Below are 19171 nucleotides of genomic sequence, written 5' to 3' on the forward strand. Positions count from 1 at the left end.
AGCAGGCCGTAATCTGGCCTGCTTAAATACTATGATTTAACCTTGATAACGATTAACTAAGTAATCAAAGGTTGCACGTAAACCTAAACCTTCTCCACCCACTGGGCGGCCAGGTAGAGCGCGTACGTTCCATGCCATCACATCAAAGTGAATCCAAGGCGTTTGTTCTGGTTGAACAAACTCTTTTAGATATAGCGCAGCGGTTATAGCACCGCCAAATGGGGACGAACCACAGTTAGCTATATCCGCAACATCGCTCTTAAACAATTCTTTATACTGATCAAATAGCGGTAATTGCCATACAGGGTCTTGAGATTTCATGCCATACTCAACCAGCTGCGCTGCGACTTCATTGTCAGTCGAGAAAAAGCCAGGTAACTCTGTGCCCAATGCCACACGACAAGCCCCCGTCAAGGTTGCAAAGTCAACCAATAGATCTGGGGTCTCGCTTTGTGCTTCAGCCAAGGCATCGCACAACACCAAACGCCCTTCAGCATCGGTATTATCTATCTCTACCGTGATCCCCTTGCGCGTTTTGATTACATCTCCCGGTCTAAAGGCATTCTTAGATACCGCATTTTCAACTGCAGGCACCATAACACGTAACCGTACGGGTAAATTAGCCGCCATAATCATTTGTGCTAGGCCGATAACATGCGCAGCACCGCCCATGTCTTTTTTCATATTTCGCATACCCGAAGCTGGTTTTAAATCCAAACCACCCGAGTCAAAACATACACCTTTACCTACAAGCGTTAGCTTTGGGTGACTGTCATCACCCCACACAAGGTCCAACAAGCGGGGCTTATTGTCACTTGCTCTGCCTACCATATGAATAGTTGGATAGTTGTGCTCTAATAATTCATCACCGATTAGCTGTGTAAATTTACCGTCAAATCGCTCAGCTAACTCAGACATGGTTTCCGCCAAATGTTGAGGCATCATATCCGCAGCTGGGGTATTAACTAAATCTCGCACTAAATAAATCGCTTGAGCGCTTTGCGTTACACGTTCCAACATGGCGCTATCTTCAAGTGCCAGTTGCGCCTCTACTTTAGCCGCTGATTTATAAACTGAGAATTGATAGGCCCCTAATACAAAACTAAAGGCTTGCTGCTCAACAAACTGCTCTTCACCTTGTAACTGATAAACTCCTTTTGGTAACTGCTTAGCAAGATCACCTGCCAACCACATTGAATCTAAAGAGTCGACCAAGCACACAACACTACTGAGGCCACTGCTTTGCATATCTGGAATAAGGAATAATTTGGCGTTGTTTGTTTTTGCTGATGTAATGACAGTTTGAGTTATCGCAGACTGGCTAGTTAACCATTCATCTAACTGTGACTTAAGAATAAAATGAATAGGTATACCTGAGTCTGCTTGAAGGAGTAATCCGCGCATTATAATGTGTCCCGTACCTGTATAAAGTCTAACTTAAGAATAACAAGTTACAAGCCGTAAATCACTCATTTACGAGAAGGTTTATTAGTTGAAGAAAACGAACTGGGTAAAACATCTACACCGACCCATTGACCAAGTTTCACAATCAATGGAATCGTTATCGGCGCAAATGGCAATAATGCAAACACACCCAACCCCAGTCCTTTAAGCAAATCAAAAAACTGCTTATTAGCGATTTTGAGCTCTTCTTTATGTGCTTTACCTGTACTATATCTTTTATAGATATCCACCATCTCCTTGGTTTCTTGCTTTTCCTGAGATAAAGCCAGCTTGAGTTCAAGCATTGCACGTCGTAGCCTCATTTGCTGTCGACGCTTGGAGATTTTCGCTACCCGAATAGGTGCTTTGTGTACTACCTTGATAAGCCTCATAAAAAGTGCCATCAATAAAACTCGTTGCTCCGAGTTTAGCAAAATTTTATTTAATGGTACTATGTGATTTTAGTCTTAAGCAAAAACAATCATGTCTATCAACTCCACATTAGCCCCTGTTAAAGAGCCCAAAAAACCAAAATCTGATGAGTGTTGTGGTGGCGGGAGTTGTTGTCCTTGCGTTTGGGATACGTACCGGCAAGAAAGACAAAAGTGGCTGAAATACCAGCAACAGAAAACAATCTGTACAAATAACAACCAAACAGAATGAATTTTAAAAATTATTTTTTCGTTGTTCCCCACCCCATATCCGCGCTAATTTACCCGTATTTAGGGCATTTCAAGAAAAGTTATTTAAAAATTTGCCTTTATTTAAATCAATGCTACGGTTAAATCGGGTGCAAAGAATGTTTGCATCACAAGTTAATGATATGTATATATAAGTTGCGATAAAAAGCAAACATGAGTTTTGTTTAAAGCTTATGACAACAATAATCAAACTGGGGAAACAGGATGAAACTACAATTAAACGCGATTAGTCGTGCAATAACTTATGCTATCGCTTCAACTGCGTCAGTAGGTATGATATCTACAACTGCATATGCAGAAGAGGAAGGCGCTAAGAAAGAAAAGATTGAGAAGATAGCGGTCGTTGGTTCGCGTGCTGCACCTCGTTCAGTCGGTGACTCACCGGTACCTGTCGATATCATCGGCGGTGACGAACTGAGCAAGGCGGGTGGCGATGATATGCTTGAGCTTTTAAAAGGCTCAGTACCTTCTTTAAACGTTCACCAAAATCCAATCAGTGATGCAGCTTCACTGGTGCGCCCTGCTAACCTTCGTGGTCTGCCTGCTGACAGTACCTTAATACTACTAAACGGTAAGCGACGTCATCGTTCTTCTGTTATCGCCTTCCTAGGTGGTGGTATCAACGATGGTGCACAAGGTCCAGACATCTCGGTTATTCCAAGTATTGCATTAAAGCAAGTTGAAGTACTACGTGACGGTGCTGCCGCTCAGTATGGTTCTGATGCGATTGCAGGTGTAATCAACTTCGTATTAAAAGATGCTTCAGAGGGCGGTAGTTTCTCTGTGAAGCAAGGACAATATTTTGAAGGTGATGGGGATACCACAACATTTGAAGGTAATATTGGTTTACCATTCACTGATGACGGCTTTGCTAACCTAAGCTTTCAATACAAAAATGCTGACGCAACAAGCCGAAGCGTACAACGTCCAGACGCTGCAGCGTTCACAGCAGCAGGTCTTGAAGGCGTTAGAAACCCAGCACAGGTTTGGGGTGCACCAGAAATTAAAGATGACATCAGTCTATTTGGTAATGTTGGTTTAGACCTGTCAAACGACTCTCAATTTTATATGTTTGGTAACTATTCTGAGCGTGATGTTAAAGGTGGTTTCTACTATCGTAACCCAACAACACGTCCTGGCGTGTACGGCGGTACAATTCGTTTGGTAAACGGCGTACCAACGAGAAGACACGCAACAGATGCGGATCAACAGGCGTTGTGGGATGCAGCAACACCCACTGTATTAGTCGGTTCAAATGATGGCTATGATCAACAGTTAGACTGTCCAGTTGTTGAAATTCAGTCAAATGGCCTACCAGATCCAGATGCTCTAGCGTCACTTGCAGCAAATAACTGTTTCGCGTTTAATGAAATTTTACCAGCGGGCTTTACACCGTTCTTCGGTGGTAATATCACTGATACATCTTTCACCATTGGTACCAAAGGTGAAATCAGAGATGGCTTTATGAAAGGCGCCTACTATGACTTAAGTGGTTCAGTTGGCCGCAACGAGTCACGTTACTTCATCACGAACACAGTGAACGCTTCATTGGGTGCTGAGACACCGATGGACTTCAGCCCTGGTAAATATATTCAACTTGAGAAAAACTTTAACGCTGACATCTCTAAAGGCTACGACTTTGGTTTAGCTTACGATGTAAACGTTGCGGGTGGTTTAGAATGGCATGAAGAGACCTTCGAAGTAATCGCTGGTGATGAAGCATCATTCATCGCAGGTCCGTTGACAGAGCAAGGCTTCGGTATCGGCTCTAACGGCTTCCCAGGCTTTAAGCCTTCTGCAGCAGGTGAGTTTACACGTCGCAACTACGCAGCTTACATTGACGTAGAAACGCCATTCACTGAAGAGTTCTTAATGGGTTGGGCACTTCGCTTTGAAGACTACGATTCATTTGGTTCAACAACAAACTTCAAAATCACAGGTCAATTCCAAGCAACTGATGACTTGTCATTCCGTGGTTCAATCAGTACTGGTTTCCGCGCACCAACAGTAGGTCAAGCAAACGTAAGTAACGTTCAAACGAACCTAAGCAGCGGTGTATTGGTAGACTCAGCGCTATTGCCACCTACAAACCCAGTGTCACAAATTCTTGGTGGTTCGGAGTTACAACCTGAAGAGTCAGAAAGTTACACATTCGGTGCGGTATATCAGTCTGGCGATTTATTCATGACTATCGATTACTACAACATCCAAGTAGAAGATCGCATCAGTCAATCAAATAAAATCGACCTATCGTTAGAGCAAAAAGCTGCACTTAAAGCGGATGGTGTACCAAACGTAGACAGCATCGCTCAGGTTAGTTTCTTCACCAATGACTTCGATACAACAACTCAAGGTGTTGACCTTGTAGCTAACTACTCAATGGACTTGCTTGGCGGCTATTCAACGTTTGCATTCGCATATAACTGGAATGAAACAGAAGTAGACCGATTCTCAGCAATCACTGGTGATTTCAAAGTACAGCGTTTAGAGAAGGACTTACCACAACACCGTGCTACGCTAACGTGGACGCAACAGTGGGAAGACTTCACAGGCTTCGTACGTTACAACTACTTCGGTGAGTACCAAGGTGTACACGTTGACTATGATGCAACTGCAATCATGGCAGACCCTTCTGTAACATTTGACGCTGAGTTAACTTACTTCGCAACTGAAAACATTAGCTTAACAGTTGGTGCAAATAACATCTTCGATCAAGAACCTGAAAAGCTTGATTTTGAAAGAGCCACAGGTATTCCTAATAACAATTGGGGTGGTAAATACTATGAGACGTCTCCGTATGGTATTAACGGCGGCTTCTACTACGTGAAAGCAACTTACACGTTCTAATTTTTACTGTAACCCAGCAGTAAAGGCGAAATGGCATTGGCTATTTCGCCTTTTTGTTTTTATCATCTAAATATATTAAGTCAGAAATAGTCAAAACATGTTACTGATCCAAAGAGCCTATGAATTAATGGCGGAAAACAGGCTTCGTGAAGCCGAGTTTATGTTTAAAGCAGTTCTCAAAGAAAATAACAATAATGGTCACGCCTTGTTTGGCTTAGGGCAATTGTGTATCGAACTCGCTGACTATGACAGCGCAATTTACTACTTAAGAAGAGCTTGTGAAAATCTTCCCAGAGAGTTAGACCCATTGTTCACATTAGCAAATTGCTTTGTTATCGTTGGATCCGCGGTTGATGCCAAAACCGTCTTGGAATATACCCTGTCCATCGCTAGAGCCAGCGCACGCGCGCACTATGAGCTTGGCCAGTTCTATCTCGACCACGGCTTTATTGATAACGCCAGAAAAACCTTTGAAGAAGGCATTAGCTGCGAAAACGAACCGGTCACCCCGCATATTATTTATGAAGCAGCTCAGCTCAGTGCAACCTCTAAGCTGCCCTCATATGTCACAAAACTTGAGCACCTTTTAGAAATATACAGCAACGATCAACAGTTAAAGGTGGTGATTTACTATGCCTTAGGTAAATGCCAACACCGTTTAGGCAACTATCAGCAGGCTTTTGATGCATTTAAGATGGCAAATGACACACAGATACAATTGTGCGAGTTTCGAACCAAAGATATGCTGCCTTTTTTCACCCAGCTCAGAGAGCACTTTTCCGATACCTACTTTAATCAGCCAACCAATAAAGTAACGACGACATTTACACCGACATTCATAGTTGGTTTGCCCAGAACTGGTTCAACATTGCTTGAGCAAATGCTAATACAACACAGCAACATTGGCTCGATTGGTGAGTGCACAGTACTGAGTGACACAATCGTGCCATTTTTGGCTAAACGTGCAGAGGCACCTTTCCCTTATTGTGTCTCTAACTTAAATACTTCCGTGCTCGATTATTGCCGTAATCTATACATTGATGAGATCAAAGATATGCGTGTTGGTGACGAAGTGGTGATCAATAAGTTACCTGCAAACTTCCAAAATATTGGTATGATTTATAAAATTTTCCCCAATGCGCGTTTTATCCATTTAACACGTAATTTTGGTGCCACGGCTTGGTCTGTATTTAGCAATCACTTTGGTGCCAACGAGCCCTATTTTTGTTCCCTAACTGAGTTTAAGCTGTATGCGCAGGCGCAAATCGATATGATGGAGCACTTTAAAAAATACATTCCACAAAATATATTCACATTAAGCTACGAAGATTTACTCAAACATCCTGCTAAGGCACTCAATCAAACACTACACTTTCTTGAGCAAAAATTTGAGCCTGAATGCTTAGAGTTTTACCTAGATAAACGCTCCGTTTCTACCTTGAGCAAAGCGCAAGTTCGAAAGCCAATAAGTAAGGCGCCACTCACTAACTGGCACCATTACGAAAAGTATATGTCCGAGCTACTTAATGACGATCATAATGCGCAAACCAATCTAGCAAGTCCTTAAATTGATCATGCACAGCATGTTTGTGCGTGAGCATATCGATATGGCCGTAATCATGTTTATGGCCATGCTTTCGGCCGTATAGCTTCATCTGTTGCACACCTTGCCCAGACTCCTCCATAAACTTTTTAATATCGATAGGTTGAGCGAGTGCTTTGTCTTTAATTCCCGCAATGTGTAACGTTGCTGGCAAGCGCATATTTCTGAGCACCGCCGCATAGTCAAAGCCATCGTCACTATCAACCCAAGGTTTGCGCTTGGCCCATTCCATACCCTGGCGATGTGACTTTGCCGTTTCATCATCACTACCCCACTTGAGCGCTTTTGACGGTAAGTAGCCATGCTTTTTGGTGTATAGCGGCGCAAGGCCATACCAAATCAAATTTGCTTGAAAGTACTTACTAATGTGTTTGTTGTGCAAACTACGTTTAGAGCCAAAGTAAACACATGCATCCACTTTCTTCACTTGGGACGGAAAACGTGCAAAATAGCTGTTCATCAGCACTCCGCCCCACGAGTGAGCAACCCAAAAACGAGGAAATTCTCCACTATGCTGTTCGATATACGCCAACATTGCAGGTATGTCTTCTAAGATCGACTCAGTTTGGCCATACTCCGAGTTTGCCGATATTGCTGGCAAACTTTGACCTCTACCACGCAAGTCAGCGACATAACAGCGATAGCCTTGCGAAGCTAAAAACGGTGCTAAGCCTTTATTGCTCTTGGTGTAGAAGATTTTGCCATTTTCCACAGCCCCATGCATGAAAAATACAGCAGGCCCAGTGCTGCCAGCTTGAGCTATGTACCTTAGGTGTAATGATTGCTCTTCGCTAAGGGGCGCTAACAGAGACGTTTGTTCAATCATAATTTATTCTAATTGTTGTCTTATTAACTCATCCTACCAGTAGTAAAACTGACTCGCAACGCATACCTAATTGTCACCGATAGTAACTCAGCGATATAATGGCCAGCCACTTAATACATAGCGCTCAAACAATGCACAGTAGAAACAAACATCGCAATGGTTACGACTTTAATGCTCTCTGCACCACCTTGCCTGAACTGGCAAACCACCTCATCAACACGGTAAAGGGCAATACCAGCATCGATTTTAGCAACAGAGAATCACTAATATGCCTTAACAAAGCGCTGCTTATGCACTACTACGACGTTAAATACTGGGCGTTGCCAAAAGACTTTTTATGTCCACCAGTCCCAGGACGAGCGGACTACATTCATGCGTTAGCCGATTTGCTCCACGCTAATGAGCAAGAGGTTACACAAAGTTCAGCTGTGAAGGTGTTAGATATTGGTACTGGGGCCAACCTCATCTACCCCTTGATAGGCCATGCTGAGTATCAGTGGCAATTCTCAGCCTCAGACATCAACCCAGAAGCACTAAAATGTGCTAAAGCCATCGCTCAGGCCAATGCTCTGGACATAAGGTTACAGCAACAGCCCAACACAGAGCATATTTTCCATAATGTGATAAAGCCTGGTCAGTACTTCAACCTAACCATGTGTAATCCACCGTTTCACGCAAATCAAAAAGAAGCAGAGCTTGGTACCCGTCGTAAATGGCAGAATCTAAAACAAAAACCTACCAGTAAATTAAACTTTGGAGGGCAAAGTCAGGAGCTTTGGTGCGACGGTGGTGAGAAGCGCTTTATTAAAACTATGATCCGAGAAAGTAAAGATTATGCCGATCAAGTAGGCTGGTTCACCTGTCTGGTCTCCAATAAAGAGAACTTATCATCGCTGAAGCTCACACTAAAAAAGCAACAGCCCAAGAAAATCAAAACGGTGAAAATGACGCAAGGCCAAAAGATTAGCCGATTTTTGGCTTGGAGTTACTAGCCGCCAAGCTAGCTGAACCAAGGATGGTAGTCGCTACGCACAAAAGTGAATGTTAGCGGTAATTACCGTTAGCATTCACACTAATTTTGGCTTTATTTTAGCTAAAATAAAGCCTAACAAAACAACTACCGAGCCCGCGATTAAGCCAAATATTGCGCTCATTATACTGGGCAAAATATATTCCAACCATGAGAAGCTTAATGTGGCGATATCTGCACTGATGGAGTTTATCCAAAGCGATAGTGTATGCCAACCATGAACCAAGATCCCACCGCCCACCATAAACATGGCAACGGTTCCAACAACAGCCAGCACTTTCATCAAGTTAGGAGCTATGATCAGAAGTGATGAGCCCAACGCTTTTTTGAGACCGCTGACATTGGGTGTAGAGAGGAGATAAAGGCCAATATCATCAAGTTTAACAATGAGTGCCACAAGGCCATATACACCAATTGTCATTGCGACGGCAATGATGCTGAGAACGCTCAATTGCATAGTCAAATTTTGCATTGCTACTGTGCCCAAAGATATAACGATTATCTCCGCCGATAAAATAAAGTCGGTTCTTATAGCACCTTTGATTTTATCCTTTTCATAGCTAACTCTGTCCGTAATCAATGCATTGGCTTCGCTGTCATGAGGTTGCTCACCTTGAAACAATTTTTCGAAAACCTTCTCGGCGCCTTCAAAACACAAAAACAATCCACCAAGCATTAACAAAGGTGTGATTAGAAATGGTAAGAAAGCACTGATTAAAAGCGCTGCGGGTACCAGTATGAGCTTATTAACAAAAGAGCCTTTTGCAACAGCCCATACGACTGGTAATTCTCTATCTGCCGACACTCCCGTCACTTGCTGAGCATTGAGCGCAAGATCATCACCTAACACACCCGCAGTTTTCTTCGCCGCCGTTTTAGACATCAGTGCAATGTCATCCAACAATGTCGCGATGTCATCTAACAACGAAAGTAAACTTGCCCCTGCCATATCATTCCCTTTGTTTAATTTGTAAGCGCCTGCAAAAACTAGTTTTTTGAAACTTTGCTTAGTTCAGCCTTATAATGTTCACGACACATTGAGACGTATCTATCATTACCACCAATTTCTACCTGAGCGCCATCAGCTATTGCTACGCCGTGCTCATCCGTGCGCAGCACTCTATTGGCCTTTCGCCCACAATGGCATACGGTTTTAAGCTCTATAAGCTTATCAGCCCATGCTAGCAAATACTGAGAGCCTTCGAATAGCTCACCTCTGAAGTCAGTTCTTAAACCGTAACATAAAACCGGTATATGTAGCTCATCAACAACATCAGTCAAAGCGCTGACTTGCGCCTTACTCAAAAACTGACACTCATCAACTAAAATGCAATCAATTTTTTGCTCGCTATGATGCTCATCGACCAAATGTTTAAGATCTGTGTGTGCGTCATAAATATGAGCATCAGCTTCTAAACCAATACGTGATGCGACTTTACCTACACCAGCACGATTATCAATTGCCGCTGTTAATATAAACGGTGTCATGCCTCGTTCACGGTAGTTAAACGCTGACTGTAATAAAGTGGTTGATTTACCAGCATTCATTGCTGAATAATAAAAATAAAGTTGTGCCATTTGAGAGTCTTAAAGCTTGAAAAGCCGTTAGTCTACCCAAAGTTCATATTGTTTACTACGTCACTGTGAGCTTGCTGCACTTTGAGGGTCACTCTCTTGCGGCACCTTCTTATCATTCTCTTCTAGGTATCTCATGTACACTTCTGCAAATGGAAAGCTGGCTAACACCCCCCATACTTGTTTAGCTAACTCTTTGTTATTTTTGTAGAAGTTTTTAGAAAAAGCCAAAAAGCCATAACTCATATCAAATGGTGGGTATTTGGCATGTAAAACATCTGCGTAGGGGTAAGCACTGACCTGTTCACCGTTTATCATACATAGTCCAAACGTGCCATCGACTACTTCTTTACTCACCAAGTCAAAAGCATCTTTTTGCGATAGGGTGTCTACTTTGGTGAAACGCGGGTCCGCTATTCGATCGGCAGACGAGTACCCTCTTGGAATAGCAATATTAAAAGTACCTTCATTCGCGTCCAGTTGCGACACAAACTCTTTACTGCCAACTAAACATCGCCCAAGCTTATTCAACGCCAGTGTGATGTCTAATTGTCCGCTTTCGCTGCTGGGAAAAATCATAAACTCTTGTCGGCTTTCTACATAGCTAGCTATAACGGCATCTACTTTATTACGCTTGATATCGTGTAAACAACGCTGCCATGGCTGGCGCACAAAAATAATAGTAAGCCCTCTTATGTTCTCCTCTACAGCCTGAAGCGCTTCGATACTTGCTCCAGGGTTTATTGGAGGAACCTCAAGCCCCTTGCCCATATAGGATGGAGCTAGCTCTTTGTCCTCGTAGCAAAAGGCTAGGGTCTGGGCAAATAAAGCCTGCGTATGTAGCAACAAGTAACAGTAAATAATCCAGCGTACTAGCAATCCTTTGTTCCCCTAACGTTTGTTCACTTGTAGTTAAGTATATCTAAGTTTTTCTATTTTGCTGCTCATGTTCAAGTAACCAAGCTTTTTTTTCAACGCCTCCGGCATAACCTGTTAACGTACCATTTGCGCCTATGATTCTATGGCATGGCACAATGATGCTGATCGGGTTTTTACCATTTGCACTACCAACTGCTCTCACAGCCTTTGGATTATTCAAACGATTTGCCATCCAGCTATACGTGTTTGTATCTCCGTATGGCACCATCATAAGTACTTCCCAAACAGATTTTTGAAACGCCGTACCATACACATCAACTTCCACATCAAATTCGTATCGAGTACCTGAAAAATACTCCTTAAGTTGCTGCAAAGCTTTTTGTGTATGAGTATTATGCTGTTCACTGTGCAAGTGTATTGGTTTAAACCCTACATAAGTTAACCCTCTTTGGGATGCCTGTATGAAAAGCTCACCAATAGGGGTATTCATTGTATGCTGATAAATCATAGTTGTTGCCATAGTTGAAATGTTAGATAACTTCGAAATGGAGCGCATGCATCGATATCCAGTGTTCCACATTGAGAAAATGCTTTTTTGACACCTAAATCTGACCCCAAATAAATATCGGGATTGCTCTGCCCACGCATTTTTGCGTAATCGACGGTCCAAGGACCGATGCCTTTAATAGCCAACCACTCATCTAATTCGTTGCTAAGTGGGTTTTGCTGACTATATTGCGCAAGATATGCCAACGCCTCTTTACGCCGTTGTGGCATGTTAAAAAACTCATACTCACAGTTCGCCATTACCGCAGAAGAAGGAAACAACACTTGCCCTTGGTGGTTTGTTTCACCAAGTTCCTTTATCAGCGTGATTAACAAATTTCTAGCAGCCGCAACGCTTACCTGCTGGCCCAGTACCGCACGCACACCGGCTTCGAATTCACTCCAGATCCCTGGAAGGCGTAAACCTGCTGTCAATTGAAATGACTCGGGCAACGATTGATATAAATGCTGATGAATAAAATTCGGATCGGCATCCAAGTCTAATACTCGTCTAATGTTACTGACAACCAAGTGCAAGCCAGCGATGTCATTGATTGTAATTTCTACCTTAAACCTGTGGTTAGGTTCGTCAAAATGCGCCTCAAAGGCACCATCATAACCATCAAGTCGATATGTTCTCCCATAGCTATGGTCTGTCAGCCATTCCATAGGTTCAATGAGTCGTTTGGATAGAAACCCGTGTAAGGCTTGCCAGTTGTATGGAGGTCGAAACGGCAAGTGCAGCGTAATGTGGGATTGAACCTGCTCACTTTCCCTTCTGAGTTGACTAGGCGTAAGCTGAAATAAGCGAACGAATGCGTCATTAAAACGGCGTAGCGAACGAAACCCACTGGCAAAAGCAATGTGGGCAACACTTAACTTGGCCTGCTGCAATAATTGTTTAGCAAAATCACATTGTTTATAGAGTGCGTACTGTTTGGGCGTAGTGCCATAATATTGCACAAACAATTTATTCAGATACCTTTGCGTGATCCCTAAGCGGTCTGCTAGCTGAGCCACTGAGTGGCTGGATAATGCGCCCTCATCAATCAACTTTTTTGCGCGCACAGCGGTTGTTTGAGTACCAAGCCAAGCATAACTGCCCGGCGCAGAATCTGGACGACAGCGAATACATGGACGAAATCCTGCGTCCGCTGCATTATGAGCGTGTTCGTAATATTCTACATTTTTCTCGTGTGCCGCCGGTGCAGGGCAGATCGGCCGGCAGTATATACCCGTTGTTTTAACAGCAACATAAAACAACCCATCAAAGCGATGGTCGCGACTCTTTCTAGCTTTTTGGCAGACTTCAGGAGAAAACATAATCACGTTCTAATTTAATCATAATAGTGCCAGTGTATCGCAAAAAACACTTCACTATCGCCATATCTGGAACTAAACGTTTAAATCTAACTTTTGTCGTCAAAACATATACATTGACCCAATTTGCAATGTTTGTTAGCTTAGCGATGTATCAATGTTTAGGTATAGACACACGTGAATTTGAGAGTACTTATCAGCATAATCATTACACTAACGATTGCTTTACAGTCGGTGGGGGCAATGGCGTCTGCGACCCAAACTCATCAAATTGACCTCGAACACCTACAAACCGAACATAGTCATGCCGAACAATACAATGCAGGTGAAGCACTGTACGATGAAGATGGCCATAACATCAAAGACTGTCATCACTGTGGTCATTGTAGTGGCACCCACTTGAGCTGGTACGTTACTAAGCCAACTTGTCAGTTGTCCTTCGAGCTTACACAGGGCGCTTATTCGCAAACGCCTTCTCATACTGTATATAGGCACGAGCCACAATTTAAACCTCCAAAAGCCTAATCTCGTTATCTTTTTGGGTCTGATGGCCCAACATGAAAAATTAATCCGTGATACAAAACCATTCAGCACCACAGCTGTATGCGTTTTTTCGATGGATATTCTTAACATTATTTTATATATAGATAAGAGATTACTATGCGTAAATTTTACCTAGTGGGCGCTATTTATTTGTCTTTCTCCCAGTTATTTATCAGCAATAGCGCACAATCAGCACAGTCGCACAATCACCACGATTCCGTAGCCAGTGCTGATACACATACTGAACACGACCAAACCCCCACCCTCACTTTGAGCACCGTCCAGCAACAACTGGCAAACATACATGTGACAGCGCTTAAAAAACATAAACCTAGCCAAAAGCTCTATGCACCAGGTGAGCTTAAAGAAAACGGTTATACCAGCTATGTCGTATCACCAAGAACGGACTCTGTCATTGTTACTCGTCATACCACGCTGGGAGAGAGAGTTAAGGTTGGAGATAAGTTGATCACGCTTTACAGCGAAACAATGGCGCAAGCTCAAGCCGACTACATGGTGTCAGCAAGCGAATGGAAACGCCTTGAAAATTTAACTGATCAGTCACTAAGTGACAGCCAACGTGTTCAAGCCAAAACTCGTTATCTTGCTAATATGGGCAGACTCACGGCCTTGGGGTTAAGTTCACATGCAATTAGTCAGCTTGACGAACAATCAAATATTGAACTGGGCCAATACAGCTTATACGCGCAAATAGCAGGGATTGTACTACAAGATGACTTTGCTCAGGGGCAACGAGTCAGCACAGGGCAAACACTCATGCTACTGGCTGATGAGCAAAACTTATGGGTTGAAGCTCGTCTATCTGTTAACGATAGCCAGCAAATTAGCCAACAAAGCCAAGTCGTTGTTGAGTATCAAGGACGAGCGTATCCTGCCAAAGTAATTCAGGAATCCCATACCATCGACCCTGTCACACGCACTCGCAACGTTCGGCTTCAGGTGAGCAATCAAGACCACCAACTTCATGCTGGCATGTTTGTGAATGTCCATTTCCTACTGCCAACACAACAGCCAATAGTGACAGTTCCGGAAACTGCGTTGGTGCGTTCAACTGATGGAGACTGGCAGGTTTTTGTAACTGATGAAACCAATCAATTTGAAGCGGTGCAAGTGCAACGAGGTCGAGCTTTTGGGGAGCAAATCGAAGTCATCGGAATTCCTGAGGGCACACATGTTGTCACTCAGGGCGCATTTTTTATATCGTCACAGCTGGCTAAAAGCAGCTTTGATCCACACAACCATTAAGCGAGGTGCCAAAAATGTTTAATCGCTTAATTGATTGGTCTGTTAACTGTCGCATGGTGGTGGTACTGGCACTGCTAATCACCTTAGCAGTGGCGTCAGTAACGATTCCTAAACTCAACCTAGATGCCTTTCCAGATGTGACAAATGTGCAGGTAACGGTCAATACGCAAGCACCTGGACTTGCTTCTGAAGAAGTTGAAAAGCTCATTACTTATCCCATAGAAGCGGTGATGTACGCACTACCAAGCGTAGAACAAGTTCGTTCGGTATCAAAAACCGGCTTGTCCGGTGTCACAATCGTTTTTAAAGAAGGAACTGATATCTACTTTGCACGGCAACAAGTTTTCGAGCGCTTGCAAAGCGCTAAAGAACTCATTCCGACGGGGCTGGGTACACCAGAAATGGGCCCAAACACTTCAGGGCTTGGACAGATATTCCAATATTTACTCGTAGCAGAGCCTAATGCAGATGTTGATACAATGGCACTTCGCAGCATCAATGATTGGGTTGTGAAATTGTTGCTGATGCCCATTGATGGCGTTACCGACGTTCTATCATTTGGCGGGGATGTAAAACAGTATCAAGTTAACATTAATCCCACTCAGTTGCTCGCCTACTCACTCACCCAACAAGATGTTATCAATGCAATTGAGCAAAACAACCAAAACGTGGGTGGCTGGTATATGAATCGCGGCCAAGAACAACTGGTTATCCGTGGAATGGGCTGGTATGCAAGTGGTGAACAAGGGCTGGCAGAACTTTCCCAAGTACCACTAAAAAGCATTAATGGCACGGTCATTACATTGTCCGATGTTGCACATGTTCAATTGGGAAGTGAAATTCGCCAAGGTGCAGTCACCATGACACGCCGTGATGAACAAGGTAGTGTTGAACGCTTAGGCGAGGTTGTAACAGGTATCGTACTCAAGCGTATGGGGGCAAATACTAAAGCAACCATTGATGGGATAAATCAAAGACTTGATATCATTCAACGTGCACTTCCCAGTGGCGTGCGTTTGATACCCTTTTACGACCAAGCTGATTTAGTACAAAAGGCGCTCAGTACCGTTGTTAAAGCGCTGCTACTTTCGCTCATACTCATTGTGGTTATTCTCTGTTTGTTTTTAATGAGTTTACGCGCCACTTTGTTAGTGCTTATTTCAATCCCTGTTTCCATCGCTTTGGCGCTTATGTTTATGGCTTGGTTTGGTATGTCAGCAAACTTAATGTCTTTGGGTGGAATCGCCATCGCGATTGGCATGCTCGTAGATGGATCAGTTGTAATGGTTGAAAACATGGTCAAACACCTCAACCAAGAAACATCTACTAATAGCAGTGAAACCATTAAGCTAGCAGGCAAAGAAGTGGCTCGCCCAGTAATTTTTGCAGCACTCATTATATTATTGGTATTCACGCCACTATTTAGCTTTGAAGGTGTCGAGGCTAAGCTTTTTCAGCCTATGGCTATCAGTATAATTTTATCTATTATTAGCGCGATTATTGTCGCTATTTTAGTGGTGCCTGCTCTGGCAAGTTATCTGTTTAAATATCAAGTGAATAATAGGACAAGCATTCTGCTCGAACCACTAGACAAAGGCTACCAATACCTGCTGAGCAAGGCGATACACCGCCCAAGCATCATCGTCGGCAGCGCTATTGCACTATTTTGCGCAGCATTGATAATCCTGCCAAAGATAGGCACTGAATTTGTACCCGAGCTAGAAGAAGGAACTATCAATCTCAGAGTCACCTTAGCCCCGTCAGCAAGCTTACAAACGGCGCTAGATGTAGCCCCAGTGTTGGAACAAACACTGATGGCGTTTCCTGAGGTAACGTATGCGTTGAGCCGAATTGGCAGGCCGGAGTTAGGCGGTGACCCTGAACCTGTTAATAACATTGAAATTTACATCGGATTGAAACCAAAACATCAATGGCAAAGTGCCTCCAACCGACTTGAGTTACAAAACCTGATGACCAAAAAGCTTGAAGATTACCCAGGACTACTGTTCACCTTTTCTCAGCCAATCGCGACCCGAGTTGATGAACTTCTGTCAGGGGTAAAAGCCCAATTAGCCATAAAGCTATTTGGCCCACAGTTGGATGTGTTGGCACAAAAAGGTCAGCAAATCGAAGCGCTAGTAAAAACCATTGATGGCACAACAGATGTTGCGCTTGAGCAGATAGTTGGCGAAACACAGCTGGTCGTTACCCCAAACCGACAACAGCTCTCCCGCTACGGATTATCTGTGTCGCAGGTAATGGAAGTGGTACAAGATGGCCTAGGTGGTCGCTCTGCTGGTCAAATCATTAATGGCAATGAGCGCTATGACATTTATGTACGACTAGACCAGTCATACAGAAAAGACATTACCTCAATACAATCGCTGAGACTCCTAGCTGCCAATGGTGCATGGGTCAAGCTCGCTGACGTTGCGGATATTCGCATGCAATCCGGCCCTCCGCTGATCCGGCGCGAAGATGTTCAACGTACCGTCGTGGTTCAGGCCAATGTTCAAGGTCGCGATATGGGAAGCGTTGTAGAGCAAATTAAAACGAGTATAGATAGCGCCATTGAATTGCCTTCTGGCTACTCTGTGGAAATTGGCGGCCAATATGAAAGTCAGCAACGCTCTGCAAAAAGGCTCAGTATTGTAGTACCACTGGCGCTGGCATTAATTGCGCTGTTACTATATTTTGCGTTCTCCTCAATCGCTCAAGCGATGCTTATTTTGCTGAATATACCGCTGGCGGTCATAGGTGGCGTGTTTACCTTGTACCTGAGTGGGCAGTATTTATCCGTCCCCAGCTCGGTTGGCTTTATCACCTTGTTTGGTGTGGCCGTGTTAAATGGTGTGGTGATGGTTGAAAGTATCAATCAAGGAATACGATCTGGGCAGTCTGAGTCACTTGCAATCTTTAATGGAGCCACATCACGGCTAAGGCCTGTGCTGATGACAGCACTAACTTCTGCACTTGGGTTAACTCCTATGCTACTGGCAAGCTCTGTTGGCGCAGAAATCCAAAAGCCGCTGGCCAGCGTGGTTGTCGGTGGGTTAATTAGCTCAACCTGCCTCACGCTTTTTGTACTTCCCGTGCTGTACAGCAAATTTTCTCAACACCGGTATGTTCATTTGAAGCAAGGCTAATTCTTTGGCTTGGCTTTGAGTAGCATCAAGACTCAAGGCCAAGCGTAAGCGCGTCAATAATCCCTATAATGATACAAAAATGAACTGTAATACGAATCATAATCAATTTTTAACCATATGATTTTTATGGGTTTTTTATTGACAGCATCACTGATTTAGATAAACTGGCCGCAATTAATCTTTTTAAGGCGGACGTTATGAAAGGTAAGCAAAGAGTTATTGATGCGTTTAATGCACTATTAGCCAATGAACTGGCAGCCATTGATCAATATTTTATCCACTCGCGCATGTATGACGACTGGGGGCTGAATAAGCTATATGAGCGTTTAAACCACGAGATGGAAGAAGAAACGACCCATGCAGACTGGTTGATAAAGCGTATTCTATTTCTTGAAGGCGTGCCCAATATGACCAAACGCCGAGATCTTTTAATTGGCCATGATGTGCGCTCAATGATGCAAAATGATTTAACCCTTGAGTTAGAAGTCGTTGAAAGCGTTAAAGAAGCTATCGCCATTTGTGAACAAGAGCAAGACTACCAATCACGCGAGACGCTTGAGAAGCTATTGTTCGATACCGAAGAAGATCACGTTTATTGGCTGGAACAACAACTGGGGCTAATGGATAAGATTGGCATCCAAAATTATATTCAATCTCAAGTAGGTTAGGAGCCGATATGAAAGGAAACAAAGACGTCATCGCGGCACTTAACGCAGTTCTTGCTAATGAGTTAGTAGGTATCAATCAGTACTTTTTACATGCACGTATGTTTAAAGACTTTGGTTTTACAGCGTTAGACAAGGCTGATTATAAGACCTCAATTCAAAAAATGAAAAATGCAGATCGCCTAATTGAGCGCATTTTATTTTTAGAAGGCTTACCAAATCTGCAAAGCTTAGGCCGTTTACGTATCGGTGAAAATAGCGAAGAGATGATAGCTGCAAACATGGAATTCGAACAACTGTCGTTAGTTGATCTGAAAAACGCCATTGAACTTGCAGAACAAAAACGTGATTATATTTCACGCGAAGCGCTGGATGCTATTCTTAATGAGCAAGAAGAACAAATTGACTGGTTGGAAACCCAACAAAGTCTAATTAAAGCAATGGGTATTGAGAACTACTTACAGACGCAGATGTAACCATAAGCAACAAAAAAGGGCCAACAGGCCCTTTTTTGTATCATAAACATCTATGTTATTCGATTATGCAACTTGATCTGTAATATCCACAATTTCAATAAGCTTCTCGTTCAAGATCTTTTTTGTGCAGTTCGTGCATTTACCACATTGTGTCCCCACACCTAGCTCTTTACTTAATTCACGCATGCTGGTCGCCCCATCATCAATCGCCTGAGCAATCTTTTTATCTGTTACACCGTGACAAATGCAGATATACATGAATACAAACCAATCTCAATAACATTAACTGCTGATGAGTTTAATCT

The 19171-nt window shown here is 43.3% G+C and carries 18 protein-coding genes; 9 read left to right on the top strand and 9 right to left on the bottom strand.

Translation table 11 applies throughout. From position 1 onward, the window contains the following. Positions 1-36: 36 nt before the first annotated feature. Entirely contained in the window at positions 37-1404 is a 1368-nt protein-coding gene (locus BET10_RS01550) for a leucyl aminopeptidase family protein (protein ID WP_070983063.1), read from the bottom strand. 65 nt (positions 1405-1469) lie between these two features. Next, positions 1470-1835, bottom strand: a complete 366-nt coding sequence (locus BET10_RS01555; protein WP_070983064.1) for a hypothetical protein — start codon at positions 1833-1835, stop codon at positions 1470-1472. Between the two features lie 91 nt (positions 1836-1926). Here BET10_RS01555 and BET10_RS21055 point away from each other — a divergent pair, with 91 nt between their 5' ends. From BET10_RS21055 to BET10_RS01565, 3 genes are all read left to right on the top strand, one after another. Next, complete coding sequence (locus tag BET10_RS21055) at positions 1927-2106, top strand: oxidoreductase-like domain-containing protein (RefSeq protein WP_083330387.1); 180 nt, start codon at positions 1927-1929, stop codon at positions 2104-2106. Positions 2107-2348: 242 nt separating this feature from the next. Further along, on the top strand, positions 2349-4991 hold the full coding sequence (locus tag BET10_RS01560; RefSeq protein ID WP_070983065.1) for a TonB-dependent receptor plug domain-containing protein: 2643 nt from the start codon (positions 2349-2351) through the stop codon (positions 4989-4991). 97 nt (positions 4992-5088) lie between these two features. Continuing rightward, entirely contained in the window at positions 5089-6558 is a 1470-nt protein-coding gene (locus BET10_RS01565; RefSeq protein ID WP_070983066.1) for a tetratricopeptide repeat-containing sulfotransferase family protein, read from the top strand. Here the strand turns inward: BET10_RS01565 and BET10_RS01570 are convergent. Further along, the gene (locus BET10_RS01570) at positions 6515-7420 is read right to left on the bottom strand and encodes an alpha/beta fold hydrolase (RefSeq protein WP_070983067.1); all 906 of its coding nucleotides are present in this window, start codon (positions 7418-7420) and stop codon (positions 6515-6517) included. The genes BET10_RS01565 and BET10_RS01570 overlap by 44 nt on opposite strands. 131 nt (positions 7421-7551) lie before the next feature. Between BET10_RS01570 and rlmF the strand changes: the two genes are divergently transcribed. Next, positions 7552-8412 carry a 23S rRNA (adenine(1618)-N(6))-methyltransferase RlmF gene (rlmF, locus tag BET10_RS01575; RefSeq protein WP_070983102.1) on the top strand — a complete coding sequence of 287 codons (861 nt, stop codon included), beginning with the start codon at positions 7552-7554 and terminating at the stop codon, positions 8410-8412. A gap of 75 nt (positions 8413-8487) precedes the next feature. Here rlmF and BET10_RS01580 read toward each other — a convergent pair whose 3' ends face one another. The 5 genes from BET10_RS01580 to BET10_RS01600 are packed head-to-tail and all read right to left on the bottom strand — an operon-like array spanning position 8488 to position 12773. Further along, on the bottom strand, positions 8488-9399 hold the full coding sequence (locus BET10_RS01580) for a DUF808 domain-containing protein (protein WP_070983068.1): 912 nt from the start codon (positions 9397-9399) through the stop codon (positions 8488-8490). Positions 9400-9437: 38 nt separating this feature from the next. After that, positions 9438-10028 carry a thymidine kinase gene (locus BET10_RS01585; protein WP_070983069.1) on the bottom strand — a complete coding sequence of 197 codons (591 nt, stop codon included), beginning with the start codon at positions 10026-10028 and terminating at the stop codon, positions 9438-9440. Positions 10029-10088: 60 nt separating this feature from the next. After that, entirely contained in the window at positions 10089-10904 is an 816-nt protein-coding gene (locus tag BET10_RS01590) for a type 2 periplasmic-binding domain-containing protein (protein ID WP_139158570.1), read from the bottom strand. A 43-nt stretch (positions 10905-10947) separates the two neighbouring features. Then, positions 10948-11412, bottom strand: coding sequence for a methylated-DNA--[protein]-cysteine S-methyltransferase (locus tag BET10_RS01595; RefSeq protein WP_070983071.1), 465 nt, complete (start codon positions 11410-11412; stop codon positions 10948-10950). Next, positions 11409-12773 (bottom strand): DNA-3-methyladenine glycosylase 2 family protein, encoded by a 1365-nt coding sequence (locus BET10_RS01600; RefSeq protein WP_070983072.1) that lies wholly within the window; start codon positions 12771-12773, stop codon positions 11409-11411. Before BET10_RS01600 ends, BET10_RS01595 begins: the two co-directional genes overlap by 4 nt. A 174-nt stretch (positions 12774-12947) precedes the next feature. On the opposite strand from BET10_RS01600, the gene BET10_RS01605 reads away from it, so the two are divergent. The 5 genes from BET10_RS01605 to bfr (BET10_RS01625) all read left to right on the top strand — a co-directional run bounded on the left by BET10_RS01605 (position 12948) and on the right by bfr (BET10_RS01625) (position 18866). Next, positions 12948-13295: a hypothetical protein gene (locus BET10_RS01605; RefSeq protein ID WP_070983073.1), complete on the top strand. Its 348-nt coding sequence runs from the start codon at positions 12948-12950 to the stop codon at positions 13293-13295. A gap of 135 nt (positions 13296-13430) precedes the next feature. Beyond that, positions 13431-14579, top strand: a complete 1149-nt coding sequence (locus tag BET10_RS01610) for an efflux RND transporter periplasmic adaptor subunit (protein WP_083330388.1) — start codon at positions 13431-13433, stop codon at positions 14577-14579. Positions 14580-14593: 14 nt separating this feature from the next. Further along, positions 14594-17725, top strand: a complete 3132-nt coding sequence (locus BET10_RS01615; protein ID WP_070983074.1) for an efflux RND transporter permease subunit — start codon at positions 14594-14596, stop codon at positions 17723-17725. Between the two features lie 197 nt (positions 17726-17922). Next, positions 17923-18393, top strand: coding sequence for a bacterioferritin (gene bfr / locus BET10_RS01620; RefSeq protein WP_070983075.1), 471 nt, complete (start codon positions 17923-17925; stop codon positions 18391-18393). 8 nt (positions 18394-18401) lie between these two features. After that, a complete protein-coding gene (bfr, locus tag BET10_RS01625) occupies positions 18402-18866 on the top strand; it encodes a bacterioferritin (RefSeq protein ID WP_070983076.1) in 465 nt (154 codons plus the stop codon). Positions 18867-18929: 63 nt separating this feature from the next. On the opposite strand, the gene BET10_RS01630 is transcribed toward bfr (BET10_RS01625), so the two are convergent. Continuing rightward, positions 18930-19124, bottom strand: a complete 195-nt coding sequence (locus BET10_RS01630) for a bacterioferritin-associated ferredoxin (RefSeq protein ID WP_070983077.1) — start codon at positions 19122-19124, stop codon at positions 18930-18932. Between the last annotated feature and the right edge of the window lie 47 nt (positions 19125-19171).

Origin of the sequence: Pseudoalteromonas amylolytica, from assembly GCF_001854605.1 — a bacterium.
In the GTDB taxonomy this organism is placed as follows: domain Bacteria; phylum Pseudomonadota; class Gammaproteobacteria; order Enterobacterales; family Alteromonadaceae; genus Pseudoalteromonas; species Pseudoalteromonas amylolytica.